Origin of the sequence: Marinimicrobium sp., from assembly GCF_002695945.1 — a bacterium.
GTDB classification, from domain to species: domain Bacteria; phylum Pseudomonadota; class Gammaproteobacteria; order Pseudomonadales; family Cellvibrionaceae; genus Marinimicrobium; species Marinimicrobium koreense.
This window is the reverse complement of the sequence record NZ_NZQP01000066.1, coordinates 1-12,408: the sequence shown is the minus strand read 5'-3', so window position 1 is coordinate 12,408 and position 12,408 is coordinate 1. Positions and strand designations below refer to the sequence as shown.

General features: G+C 58.5%; 11 protein-coding genes and 1 pseudogene. 3 read left to right on the top strand and 9 right to left on the bottom strand.

Annotation, left to right across the window (positions count from 1 at the left end; genetic code table 11):
- Positions 1-244: 244 nt before the first annotated feature.
- From ung to CMG77_RS15020, 4 genes are all read right to left on the bottom strand, one after another.
- Positions 245-940, bottom strand: coding sequence for a uracil-DNA glycosylase (gene ung / locus CMG77_RS15035; RefSeq protein ID WP_286805178.1), 696 nt, complete (start codon positions 938-940; stop codon positions 245-247).
- Between the two features lie 148 nt (positions 941-1,088).
- Complete coding sequence (locus CMG77_RS15030) at positions 1,089-2,261, bottom strand: type III PLP-dependent enzyme (RefSeq protein WP_286805180.1); 1,173 nt, start codon at positions 2,259-2,261, stop codon at positions 1,089-1,091.
- A gap of 190 nt (positions 2,262-2,451) precedes the next feature.
- Positions 2,452-3,726 (bottom strand): diaminobutyrate--2-oxoglutarate transaminase, encoded by a 1,275-nt coding sequence (gene ectB / locus CMG77_RS15025; RefSeq protein ID WP_024459673.1) that lies wholly within the window; start codon positions 3,724-3,726, stop codon positions 2,452-2,454.
- A 259-nt stretch (positions 3,727-3,985) separates the two neighbouring features.
- Positions 3,986-4,588 carry a peroxiredoxin gene (locus CMG77_RS15020; RefSeq protein ID WP_024459672.1) on the bottom strand — a complete coding sequence of 201 codons (603 nt, stop codon included), beginning with the start codon at positions 4,586-4,588 and terminating at the stop codon, positions 3,986-3,988.
- 328 nt (positions 4,589-4,916) lie between these two features.
- On the opposite strand from CMG77_RS15020, the gene CMG77_RS15015 reads away from it, so the two are divergent.
- Together CMG77_RS15015 and bfr are read left to right on the top strand one after the other, a co-directional pair.
- A complete protein-coding gene (locus CMG77_RS15015) occupies positions 4,917-5,165 on the top strand; it encodes a bacterioferritin-associated ferredoxin (protein ID WP_414673682.1) in 249 nt (82 codons plus the stop codon).
- 161 nt (positions 5,166-5,326) lie between these two features.
- A complete protein-coding gene (gene bfr / locus CMG77_RS15010; protein WP_024459670.1) occupies positions 5,327-5,803 on the top strand; it encodes a bacterioferritin in 477 nt (158 codons plus the stop codon).
- 832 nt (positions 5,804-6,635) lie between these two features.
- Here bfr and CMG77_RS15005 read toward each other — a convergent pair.
- The 3 genes and pseudogenes from CMG77_RS15005 to CMG77_RS14995 form a co-directional block, all read right to left on the bottom strand.
- Positions 6,636-8,783 (bottom strand): annotated as a pseudogene (locus CMG77_RS15005) (serine/threonine-protein kinase).
- 73 nt (positions 8,784-8,856) lie between these two features.
- Positions 8,857-9,339, bottom strand: a complete 483-nt coding sequence (locus tag CMG77_RS15000) for an STAS domain-containing protein (RefSeq protein WP_024459667.1) — start codon at positions 9,337-9,339, stop codon at positions 8,857-8,859.
- A 6-nt stretch (positions 9,340-9,345) separates the two neighbouring features.
- Positions 9,346-10,530, bottom strand: coding sequence for a SpoIIE family protein phosphatase (locus tag CMG77_RS14995; RefSeq protein WP_024459666.1), 1,185 nt, complete (start codon positions 10,528-10,530; stop codon positions 9,346-9,348).
- A gap of 176 nt (positions 10,531-10,706) precedes the next feature.
- Between CMG77_RS14995 and CMG77_RS14990 the strand changes: the two genes are divergently transcribed.
- Entirely contained in the window at positions 10,707-11,009 is a 303-nt protein-coding gene (locus CMG77_RS14990) for a PilZ domain-containing protein (RefSeq protein ID WP_024459665.1), read from the top strand.
- Positions 11,010-11,047: 38 nt separating this feature from the next.
- On the opposite strand, the gene CMG77_RS14985 is transcribed toward CMG77_RS14990, so the two are convergent.
- Together CMG77_RS14985 and CMG77_RS14980 are read right to left on the bottom strand one after the other, a co-directional pair.
- Positions 11,048-11,767: an MlaA family lipoprotein gene (locus CMG77_RS14985; protein WP_286876179.1), complete on the bottom strand. Its 720-nt coding sequence runs from the start codon at positions 11,765-11,767 to the stop codon at positions 11,048-11,050.
- A gap of 248 nt (positions 11,768-12,015) precedes the next feature.
- The gene (locus CMG77_RS14980; protein ID WP_286805189.1) at positions 12,016-12,300 is read right to left on the bottom strand and encodes a hypothetical protein; all 285 of its coding nucleotides are present in this window, start codon (positions 12,298-12,300) and stop codon (positions 12,016-12,018) included.
- Positions 12,301-12,408 lie beyond the last annotated feature (108 nt).

The following is a 12,408-nucleotide window of genomic DNA, read 5'->3' as shown; positions in this document are numbered from 1 at the left end:
CGTGAACCCATCCCTGGGGGCTTCTCGTCGGCTCCCTGCCTCCGAGAGTCTGCAGTCAGCCTTCCCCGCATCCGACTCTGTGCCACAACTGGTAATCAGTAGGTCGGATTAGGCCTTAGCCGTAATCCGACAATTTCCTGCCAAGTCCGCGTAGGGCGCGGTAAGCGCAGCGCACCCGCCGTAAATACACGCGATGTAACTCAACCTCGAGACCTCATAGCTCAAGACCAAGGGACAAAAGGCATCAAACCTGCGGCAAACACCAATCTATTTCTGCCTCACCCCGCTCCACCAAATACCGATTCGCCTGCGAAAAATGCCCGCAACCAATAAAGCCTCGGTGAGCGGACAACGGTGAAGGGTGGACCGACTTAAGAACCAGGTGTTTATTGCGATCCACAAAGGCCGCTTTTTTCTGAGCGTAGCTGCCCCACAATAGAAATACCACGCCCTCGCGCTCCCGGTTGACCAGGTCAATCGCCCGGTCGGTGAACGCTTCCCAGCCCTGGCGCTGGTGCGAACCTGCCCTGCCCTGCTCGACGGTCAGGGTGGCGTTGAGCAGCAGTACGCCCTGCTCGGCCCAGTGTTGCAGGCAGCCGTGGTTGGGTGCGGGGCAGCCGAGATCGCGTTCGAGTTCTTTGAAGATGTTTTTAAGCGACGGCGGTGGCGCGATGCCGGGTTGCACGGAGAAGCAGAGGCCGTGGGCCTGGTTGGGGCCGTGGTAGGGGTCCTGCCCGAGAATGACGACTTTGACCTGCTCAAGGGGCGTGCTATTGAAGGCGTTGAAGATGTGTCTGGAGGGCGGATAGATGACTTTGCCCTGTTGTTTTTCGCCGCGCAGGAACTGCTTGAGTTGTTGCATGTAGGGCTGCTGAAATTCGGGTTCCAGGTGGCTCAACCAACTGGGTTCAAGATCGATTTTCTTTTGCGCGTCCGCCATAACGTTTCCCAAGCTGTTTTGTCAGCGCGTCAATTTAGCATTGATCCCCTATCGAGAAAACCGCCCCAGCATCAAGCGCACAGACGGCGGGTGCGCTGCGCTTACCGCGCCCTACGCAGAGCATAGGGGCGGTAGCGAGTGAGATAGCCTAGATGCAGTATTCTTTCAGGGGCGGGAAGCCGTTGAATTCTACGGCGCTGTAGGAGGTCGTGTACGCGCCGGTGGAGAGCCAGTAGAGGCGGTCGCCGATGGCCAGGTTCAGCGGCAGCGGGTACTTGTGGTGCTCGTACATGATATCCGCGCTGTCGCAGGTCGGGCCGGCGATCACCGCATCTTCCAGCTCGCCCTTCTTCTCCACATAAATCGGAAACTTGATCGCCTCATCCAGCGTTTCGATCAGGCCGCTGAACTTGCCCACATCGGTGAACACCCAGCGGTGCAGCGCTGTGCGTGACTTGCGGGAAATCAGCACCACCTCACTGACCAGAATACCGGCGTTGGCAATCAGCGACCGGCCCGGCTCGATGATGATCTCCGGGAAGTCCTTGCCAAAGTCCTCCTCCAGAAAACGGGTGATTTCCTGAGCGTAGGTCTGCAGATCATTGGTGCGGGTCATGTAATTGGCCGGGAAGCCGCCGCCCATGTTGATCATCTTCAGCTCAATGCCATCTTCCTCTTTCAGGCGCTCGAAGATCACTTTCACCTTGCCCAGCGCGGCATCCCAACTGCTGATCTCGCGCTGCTGGGAACCCACGTGGAAGGACACACCATAGGGCTCCAGCCCGAGATCACGGGCGAGAATCAACAGGTCCATGGCCATGTCGATTTCACAGCCGAACTTGCGCGACAGGGGCCAGTCGGCGGTCAGGGTACCCTCGGTCAGAATGCGTACGTATATGCGGGCACCCGGGGCCGCCCGGGCAATATTGCGCAGGTCCGCCTCGGAATCCGTGGCAAACAGGCGTACACCTTTCTCGTAAAAGTAGCGAATATCCCGGCTTTTCTTGATGGTGTTGCCGTAACTGATCCTCTCCGGTCCGACACCAAAGCCCAGGACCTTGTCCAGCTCGTAGATGGAAGCGATGTCGAAGTTTGCGCCACGCTCGGTCAACAGATTGAGGATGGCCGGTGCCGGATTGGCTTTCACCGCATAGTAGATATTGGCGTAGGGAAAGTTGTCTTCCAGTTCCTGATAGGCCGCATCAATGGTCGCGGTGTCGATCACGACAAACGGCGTGTCTTTGGTATCCGCAAAACTTTTCAGGCGAGCAAAGGTTTCCGGGCTGTAGTAGTCCTGCAGCTGAATGTGCGAATCGGTCATGGCACCCCCTGGGCGTCGAAAATAGCGTCATCCGGCAAGGCGCGCCGGGGATCGCGGGCGGCGATTTAATACACGTTTTCGCCACTTGGCAAGCACTATTTTAGACCCTGGGGTGGGATTCTGCAGAAAGGGTTCAGGAAGGGAGTCGGCCCGCGGGAAAACCCGCGCGGGCCGTGATCTCGGACGAAATTTAGCTCTCTTCGCCGGTGATCATTTTGCGCTGCTTCTCGACCAGAGCGGTCAGGGAGTCGCGCACAATCTGCAGGCCTTCGCGCAGAATGTCTTCTTCAATCAACAGCGACGGCAGGAACTTCAGCACCTGGTCATCGGCGCCGGCGGTTTCCATCACCAGACCGCGGGTGAAAGCTTCCTGGGAGGCTTCATTGGCCATACCGGCGGCCAGCTCCAGACCCCAGACCATACCGACACCGCGAACCTGCGGCTCGAGCTCGGGGAAATCCGCTGCCATCTTCTTCAGCTCTTCCTCGATGATATTGCCCTTGTACTCGACCACTTTGCCCATGTCGTCGTTGTCCCAGTAGCTCAGCGCCTGGGTAGAGGCCACAAAGGCCAGGTTGTTACCGCGGAAGGTGCCGGTGTGCTCACCGGGCGACCACTGGTCCAGCTCCGGACGCATCAGCAGCAGAGCCATGGGCAAACCACCACCGATGGACTTGGACAGGGTGACCATGTCCGGGTGAATTCCGGCACGCTCAAAGCTGAAGAAGGTACCGGTACGACCATTACCCACCTGAATATCGTCGATGATCAGCAGGATATCGAATTCGCGACACAGCTCTTCCAGACGCTTGAGCCATTCGACGCTGGCGACATTGATGCCACCTTCGCCCTGTACGGTTTCCACAATCACCGCCGCCGGCAGGTCAACACCGCTGCTGGGGTCGGACAGGAACTTGCGCATGTATTCGATGGAATCCACGCCCTCGCCCAGGAAGCCATCGAACGGCATAAAGGCCGTGTTGGCGCGCGAACCGTAGGATTCGTCTTTATAGAAGTAGTTACCGGTGACGCCCAGCGCACCCATGGTCAGGCCATGGTAGCCGTTGGTGAAGGCAATCACGTTGGAGCGACGCTTGATCATACGGGCCAGCTTCAGCGCGGTTTCCACGGCATTGGTGCCGGTGGGGCCGGTGAACTGCATTTTGTACTGCAGACCGCGGGGCGCCAGGATGGTGTCGCGGAACTTGGTCATGAACTCGCGCTTGGCCATGGTCGCCTTGTCCAGACCGTGCACGATGCCCTTGTGCTGCAGATACTCGATCAGCGCTTCGGTGATTTTCGGGTTGTTGTGCCCGTAGTTCAGGGTACCGGCGCCGGCGAAGAAGTCGATGAAGCGATTGCCGTTTTCGTCGAACAGTTCCGACCCTTCGGCCTTGTCAAAAACGACGGGGAAGGAACGTACATAACCACGAACCTCAGACTCCATCTCTTCAAAAATTCTCATCGAATAATCCTCATTATCATCACTGGGTGAATGGCTTCATCCGGGCAAAAAACGACCTCGCCAGCGGACGAGATCCACTGCACCGGGCAGCAAATCCGCCTGAAAAGAATTGCATAGTTTACAAACCTTTAGAGCTCAAAGCAAGTTCACCGCTCCGCCCAACCGCCCGCAAAGTCAGGAACCACAAGGGTTTACGTGAATTTCGGGCAAAAAAAACCCGGCTCTCAGAGCCGGGTTTTTCGGGATCGCCGAGCGACGCTTACAGCTTGCCGCTGTTCTCGCCCAGGTACTTGGCCACACCTTCCGGAGAGGCGTCCATACCCTTGTCGCCCTGGTTCCAGCCTGCCGGGCATACTTCGCCGTGCTCCTGGTGGAACGCCAGCGCGTCGACCATGCGCAGCATCTCGTCGACGTTGCGACCGAGGGGCAGATCGTTCACTACCTGGTGACGAACCACGCCGTCTTCATCGATCAGGAAGGAGCCACGGAAGGCCACACCGCCTTCGGATTCAACGTCGTAGGCCTTGCAGATTTCGTGCTTCACGTCGGCGGCCAGGGTGTACTTGACCGGGCCGATACCACCCTGATCCACCGGAGTGTTGCGCCAGGCGTTGTGGGTGAACTGGGAGTCAATGGAGACACCGATCACTTCCACGTTGCGCTTCTGAAACTCTTCGACGCGGTGGTCAAAGGCAATCAGCTCGGACGGGCACACGAAGGTGAAGTCCAGCGGGTAGAAGAAAACGACCGCTTTCTTGCCCTTGATGGCAGAAGCCAGGTTGAACTCGTCAACAATTTCTCCGTTACCCAGAACGGCGGCGGCTGTGAAATCCGGTGCGGGTTTACCAACTAATACGCCCATATTTAATCTCCTGATTAAGTTGACATTAAGGGTGAAAAAAGCCCGTATCTGTGGCTCCGGCATTGGCTCGAGGTGAGATGCCAGATCACAAATACTCGACAAAACAATGATTTAGCGGCCACCAGCTCGGGTTGTGGTCACCGCTGATTCGCATGAGATCGCAGGCCGACATCATACAGACCGAAAGGTTTGTGTTCTATTGATTTTATAAATGACCGTGAAAGGCCTGAACTATATAAAATCTGACTATCACCCGAGCCTCACAGATAGCAACACAAATGTTAATTATTCTCACGCATTATTGACACAAATTCTCATTAGCATTAACATGCAACTGTTCGTCAATCGTGCTCCGGGGTATTTGGCTATGTATGTCTGCGTCTGCAAAGGCATTACCGACCATCAGATCAAAGATGCAATCTACGCAGGTGCCACCACCGTGGGCAAGCTGCGCAAAGCGTTGGGCGTCGCCTCCCAGTGCGGCAAGTGCACCTGCCTGACCCGCGAGCTGATCGACGAAACCCTGCCCCAGGCCGAATACGTCGAAGCCCAACCGCTGCACTACGCGGTGGCGTAACTCCGGACCCTTCAAGCGCACTGAAAATCAGTCTTATTCAGATTCACTTTCCCCTTGCACATCAAGCACTTAGGGGTTAGTCATTACTTGACAGCGTCACCGTCTCAGCCCAGACTCGAAGGTTGAATACCCCATTCGCCCACCTATCGACGGAGACGGCTATGAAAGGCGACGCTAAAGTCATCGAAATTCTCAACACCTGCCTCGGCAATGAACTGGTAGCCATCAACCAGTACTTTCTTCACGCTCGCATGTACAAGGACTGGGGGCTGAAAGAGCTGGCCGATCACGAATACGAAGAGTCCATCGACGAAATGAAGCATGCCGACATGCTGATTGAGCGGATTCTGTTTCTGGAGGGGCTGCCGAACCTGCAGGATCTGGGCAAGCTGCTGATCGGTGAAAACACCCAGGAAATGCTGGCATCCGACCTGAAGCTCGAACTGAAGGCCATTCCCGACCTGCGTGCCGGGATCGCCTACTGCGAGTCGGTACAGGATTATGGTAGCCGAGACCTTCTGAAGAACATCCTGACCTCGGAAGAAGAGCATGTGGACTGGCTGGAAACCCAACTGTCGCTGATCGACAAGGTGGGCATCCAGAATTACCTGCAGTCCAAAATGGACAGCGACGGCTGATCGGTCAGTTCAACAACCCCAGAACACCGATGGAGTAGGCCCGGCGCTCGTCAGCGCCGGCCAGCTCTTCGGGCTCCACGAGGCTGCCCAGCGTGAGCCCTTCGCGCTGAAAGCGGGTATCGCCAGTCCCCCGATCAAAGCTCACCGGCACNACGCCGTCGAACTGATAGGCGATNATATCGCCTTCATCCACACCGACGCTCACCGGGAAACTCAGACGGACCACCCCGGACTGCTCCGCCTCGACCGGCAGACTCTCCCAGACCACAACCAGANTGTCATCCACCGGGCGCAGTACTTTCACCACCAGNTGGCCCGGCGACTCAAAGTAGCCCGCCACCCCCGTCAGGGTGCCTGACCGGGGAATCGGGTTGGCCAGATCAACCAGGGTGCGGGANTCCTCCCCCCGGTGAGCNCGACTGACCANNTCCCCGCCAACGTAGTCGAGCAGGTCGGACTGCAACAGAAAATCCCGNTAACTGTCGATCTGNGACTGCACAAAGTCCCGGACCAGGCCACGAAGCTGGGANGACTCCTGGGCGCGCGAGCTCTTTTCCGTGGACANCACATCGATCACCCGGTTGCGCTCCTCCAGCTCNGCACGCAGTTGCTCTTCGCGNACCCGCATNTCGGTGATCTCATCGCTGGCCTGATCCAANTGNCTCTGCAANTGGTTATTTTCATCCCGCAGCGCCTTCACATTGGGCTGGGTGAGGCACGCCGTCAGGCTCAGNGTCAGGATCAAAGGCGAGANTCGTCTGGCGATCACCGCTGANTTCATGCTGTTCTCTCTTTTGGGTCGTTACGGCCGCGNTNGGATGGNTTCCCCNGATCAGCCGCCGATCTGAAATGACACGCTGGACAGNGCCTCTCCNTCNGAGACCAGGTCCAGATGNTAGCCGCCCTCGACAAAACCGGTCACCGGGCGCTCAAGTCGAAAAAATCGGGCTCCCTCATCCCCCTGGACGATCACGGGCACCAGTGCAATCTGNAGTTGGCGGGAGCCGTCATACAGAATAGCCTGTATGACCGAGCTTGTCTCACCGAAATTCCGGTAGGCGAANCCCGCATANAGCACCCGGGCTGGCGCCAGNGTNCCCTGCTGNTCTCCCTGCAGGTTGTCCATGGGCTCAGANCTGACTTTTGCCNGCTCAATGGTCGGCTGTTGGGCGAGGTCCNGACGCTCNCTCCACTCGGCCTCCAGCGCGAGCAGANCGCTGCTGTTGGCNAATTCGTTGCGCGCNTCGCGCAGNTGCTNNCCCGCACCCTCAAGGTCGTCATTGGCCAGCCGGGTTTCGATCGNGCTGATCCACTCNTGTANCNGCNCCTCACGAGCCGCTTGGGCCCGGCGCTCGGCTTCCGCCTCCTGAAGGCGGGACTGTTGTGCCTCCAGTCGCTCTCTCTGCAGAGCCAGCTTCTCACTGTCCGGNAATTCGGTCATNGCCCGATCGATTTCCAGCAGNGCGGCNGCCAANTCGCCCTGCCCGGCCAATGTCNCCNCCGNNTCGCTCACCGCCGCNATTCGNTCATCCCGACTCGGCTNCNCTACNGGCTCATCGGATNGNGANGGATTCACCGCGACCGGATCCGACGGNGGCTCGTCGCTGTCCGTCCCGGACGCNGNNTNCTCNTCNGGNACNTCAGNNTCTTCAGGCGCCTCGNGCGNTGAACGCTCNNNGGTCANNTCCTCCGCTANCGNCAGCCCCGGATCAATCGGAACGGTCTCCTGCTGACCNTCAGCGACGTCAAGCTCTGGCGATGACCTATCNTCAGCCTGAGCCTCCGCCTGACCTGNGTCGGAGTCACCCGCCGCCCCGGACACCGATTCCGGTTCNTCAGCCACNGNGCCGGGNGNTTCTCCCTCTGGCAGCAGTGGCGCCACANGGCGCTCCCACTCGGCGCGCANAGGCTCCTGCCAGACGTAGCCCCCGATACCGACCAGCAGCCCAAACAGGAGGANCCAGCCCCACACCCCNTGGCGGGGTTCGACCGCNNTGCTCTCCCGGTCNATACGGTCNTCATCGTGAACNGCCAGGTAATCACCGGAAACGCCCAGGNNCGCATCAGNNCCCTCTTCGCCGCCACTCGAGGACTCGGTCATGACCGCCTGAGGCTNAACCAGNGTGGGCGATTCACCGTCGGCTTCGTGCAGCAGCGAGCGCTCTCCCGCCCGTTCGAGGGCGTCCAGCGTGTCCCGNTCGAAGGCCNCCAGTGCCTCCACCAGCTCATCCCCTGTCTGGAAGCGATCCTCCGGCGCCTTGGCCAGAACCCGGTCGATCAGGGGCTGAAACGCCGANAGATGCTCCGGCAAGCGCGGNATGCTGTCAGAAATGTGCATCACGCCAATGGCGACNGCGGAGTCCGAGTCGTAGGGAAGGTGTCCGGTCAACAGGAGGAAGAGAACCACCCCGAGACTGTACAGNTCGGAACGACTGTCCACNGCCGCGCCCCGGGCGTGNTCGGNGCTCATATAGTGCGGCGTGCCCACCGTGGTTCCGGTCTGGGTCATGGCGGAGGTCTGATCCACNATGCGGGCAATACCGAAATCCATCAACACCGCGCGCCCGTCCTCNGCGTGCAGCATGATGTTGTCGGGTTTTACGTCCCGGTGCACACAGCCCTTGCGACCCGCATAATCCAGCGCCCGGGCGACGTCCTTGATCACGCCGATGCACTCGTAGAGGCTCAGTTCAAAGCGCCGGTGCTTCAGGTCCCGGCCGGGAACGTACTCCATGGACAGAAAGTGGTTGCCCCGATGCACACCGACATCGTAGACCGTGACGATATTCGGGTGAACCAGACGGCTGACAATACGGGCTTCGTGCAGGAACCGCTCGCCGAAGGTCGGGTCGCGTGAGAGGTGGGGGTCCAGAACCTTGAGCGCCACTTCGCGCTCGAAACTTTCCTGGATCGCCAGGTACACCCGGGCCATACCGCCTTCGCCCAGGGTGTCGATGATTTTATAGCCGGGTATCTGCATGCGTTGCCAAGGGTGCCGGGACCGGACTCGGTTGATTTTCTGCTGCCCGGGAGGCGATAACCTCGCGCGGCAGTCAGCGCTCTTCGAGCATTTTTACCAGATTCCGGAAGGTTTCGCGATTGTCCTGGTTCAGCCCCATCAATATCTTGTGGGCTTCAATCACCTTTTCCTTTACCTGCTGCTCCTCGGTGGCATCCATCGCCAGGGGCTGCTCAGGCTGCACCGGTGCTTCCAGGTCACTCACGATGGTGAAGATTTCCTGGAATCCCATAGTCTGCAGCAGCCGGTTGATACTGTCATTATTGGAGAAGATGACCGGCGTAATGCCTTTTTCCTCGCGCCCCTGCAGGGCAATTTTGGCCATCAGACCCAAGGTGGTGCTGTCGATGGCTTCGGCCTCGGACAGATCGAACATCACATCACAGAAATCGTCCCGGCTGAACATGGTATCAATAAACTGGTCGAACGAGATGCACAGCGTCAGCCTCACGTCACCCACCATTTTGATGACGTAGACTCCTGCGTGATCCGCAACCAAAATCTGACCGGGACGCATGCGTAATTACCTCTTGATAACCGTCATAATCGCGATGTCGTCAGGCGTTTCACTGACATCCTCAATACCCAGCGCCGAACACACAGATTCCAGGCTGTCGCCGTGATCTCGCACGATCTCCAGCAACCTGTCCTCCTTGTCTTTGAGCACTTTCGGCGGCAATACTTCCAGCACTCCATCCGAAAAACACACCAGAGAGAACTGCTCAGGCAGCTGTGTCTGGTAAATTTCCCAGTCCGGATGGGCAAAGATACCCACTGGCTTGCCGTTTCCGGTCAGAAACCCGGCCCCTTCCGGGGTGATCAGAATGGGCATCGGCAGGTGGCCCGCTACAACATAACGCATTTCCCGTGTCTGAGTATCAATGACTCCGACAAAAAAGGTCAAATGGTGGTTCAGCCGGGTTTCGTTCAGTTCGCGGTTGATCTGCTGCAACATGGTGTTCGCACCATCCTCAAACGACTGGGCATCGCAGAACAAGCCCTCTTCGCGCACCATACGGCTGACCAGGTGTTTCAGCCAGATGGTCACAAATGCCGAGGAGGCGCCGTGGCCGGACACATCGGCCAGATAAAACGCCAGATACCGATGTTTTAGGTAGGCATAGTCCACAAAGTCCCCGCTGAGGTACAGCGATGGCGCTATGTGGTGGGCGACGTGATAGCCCTCCGGGGTATCCAGGGGAACCGGCAACAACCGCTGCTGAACCTGGCGCCCCGCCTGTTGGTCGCGTTCGAGCACCCGAAGGTTCTCCCGCAGGCCCCGGTTGGCGAACTCCAGCTTGTCCCGGTAGCGTTGATTCTGGACCAGCAGGTCGCACCGCTCCAACGCCCGGCGCACCGAGTGCACCAGCATTTCCATGTCGACAATGGGTTTGATCAGATAGTCGCTGGCACCGAGCCGCAGGGCGGAGACCACATCGCCCATCACTCCAGCCCCGGAGACCACGATTACCGGCAGATCCGGCGCGTCTTCGTGCAGAGCCTGGAGCACCTGAAGACCGTCCAGGCCGGGCATTCTGAGGTCGGTAATGACCAGTTCCGGCTTGTGCTCGCGAAACACCGCCAGCCCGGAAGGGCCATCGGTCGCCTCCAGCACCTCAAACCCGCTGTCTTCGAGATAGGCCACGATACTCTGGCGGACCGGCGCGTCGTCGTCGATGATCAGCAGTTTTCTGCTCGCGTCGGTCATCTCGTTGTCGGTCCGGGTGCCGGAAAAGTCATGGGTTGCATAAGGCGCAATACACTACTCCCTTCTCCGGGTCGGCGCAAGCTGTTCAAACGGCGTTTTATAGACTAAGTTTAAGCGGGGAAACCGGCCGCCGAGCGGTTCTCCCACAGACGTCAAACCCATCCGGAGGGCCAGAGATGACCGTCGACAGAGCGCATCAGGAGAAGCGGGATTTCATCCGCATGAAAATCGATACCCCACTCAGGGCGCAGATCAGTGGCGAGGGGGTAGCGGCAGAGGGGCTCTGCCATGAACTGAGCGGTGGCGGCATGCAACTGGCCACCGAACACTATCTGGAGCCCGGTACCGAGCTGGAAGTGACCATTTCCTCCGAGCACGGCCAGGCCCCTACCCTGAAGGCCAAAACCCATGTGGTCCGGACGGAGACCGACGGCAAGGTACACCGGGTCGGATTGGAAATTCTGGAAATCCTCCACTGACCCACCCCGGACGGCCGACACCGGATGACGACCTTTCTTTAGAAGGGGTCGCCGCCCTCTTCGTCAAAATCACCGTATTCGGACATATCCATATCCGAGCCAAAGTCATCCTCGACTTCGCCGTCGTTGACCAGGAAGTCACGACGCTGCAGATAGGCATCGCGAATGAAAATGTAATGGTCACCGGTGAGGTGCTTCTCGAGCTCCATCAGCTCCGAGCGCTTATTGATGTAATACAGTGCGACTGTGCTGTTCCGGGTGCGCGTGTGATCCACATAAAACAGCGGGTCGGATAGCCAGTCGACCGGCAGGGCCAGGGTATCGCGAACGGTGCTTGACCCCAGAATCGGCAACACCAGGTAAGGCCCCCGGTCAAACCCCCAGACCGCCAGGGTCTGCCCGAAGTCCTCATGGTCACCATTTTCCAGCCCCACGTGCTTGGCCACGTCAAACAGCCCGCCCACACCCACGGTGCTGTTGATCAGAAAGCGGCCCGAGTCGTGAAATGCGGATCCGGGTTTGCCCTGAAGCACACCGTTGAGCGCGCTGGGCACTTCCAGCACATTATTGAAGACATTGCGGACCCCGGCCTGGACAAATTTCGGGGTAATGAAACGATAGCCACGGGTGACCGGCTTGAGCACAAAGCGGTCGGCGGTCATGTTAAAGGCGTGAATACGGCGGTTGAAGTCCTCCCAAGGGTCTTCAAACTCGTCATTGGCCAGGGCCAGCCCGGAAAGGCTGAACAACAAAAGCACGGCGGGAACCTTGATCCATCTCAGGGCCACACGGCGGGGGTCTATCACTACAAGCTACCTCTGTCGGCTGCTTCGAACGCATCGAAGGCTGGGATGTGGTGTCGTGCGGGAGGGCCGGATGCATGTTCCTTATACGGCAGCGGTCAACGCCTCCAAGACGTCAGTGTAACGGTAGATGCTAACATTGATCTGTAAAAAAGTGTTAGCCCCAGCGCGCGGGAGCGCCGGGGCCTGGTCATACAAAATGATCAGAACGACAGGCTCATGCCCACGCCCAGATACTGATCGTCACGGCCGGCGCCATTAACGAGCAAGTCACTGGTCTCATTGGTGTAGTAACCGTACAGCTTGGTCTTGTCGGTCAGTTTGTAGTCCGCACCCAGGCTGATGGACTCACCGCCACTTTCCTCAATGTCGGAGCTACCGGCCTGCGCTTTGAAAGACCAGACATCGGTGGCCTCCCACAGAACGGAGACGAAGGCACCATCTTCATCGGTGGTGGCGTCTTCATAGGTTTCGAACAGGGCGCCCACATGGATATTGGGGTAAGCGGATTAAATGGTTGATCTTACCTTTGCATGAGAGTGAGACAGACCGGCATCTCATCGGATTATCTGGTTGATGCTTCACCTACTGCTGGT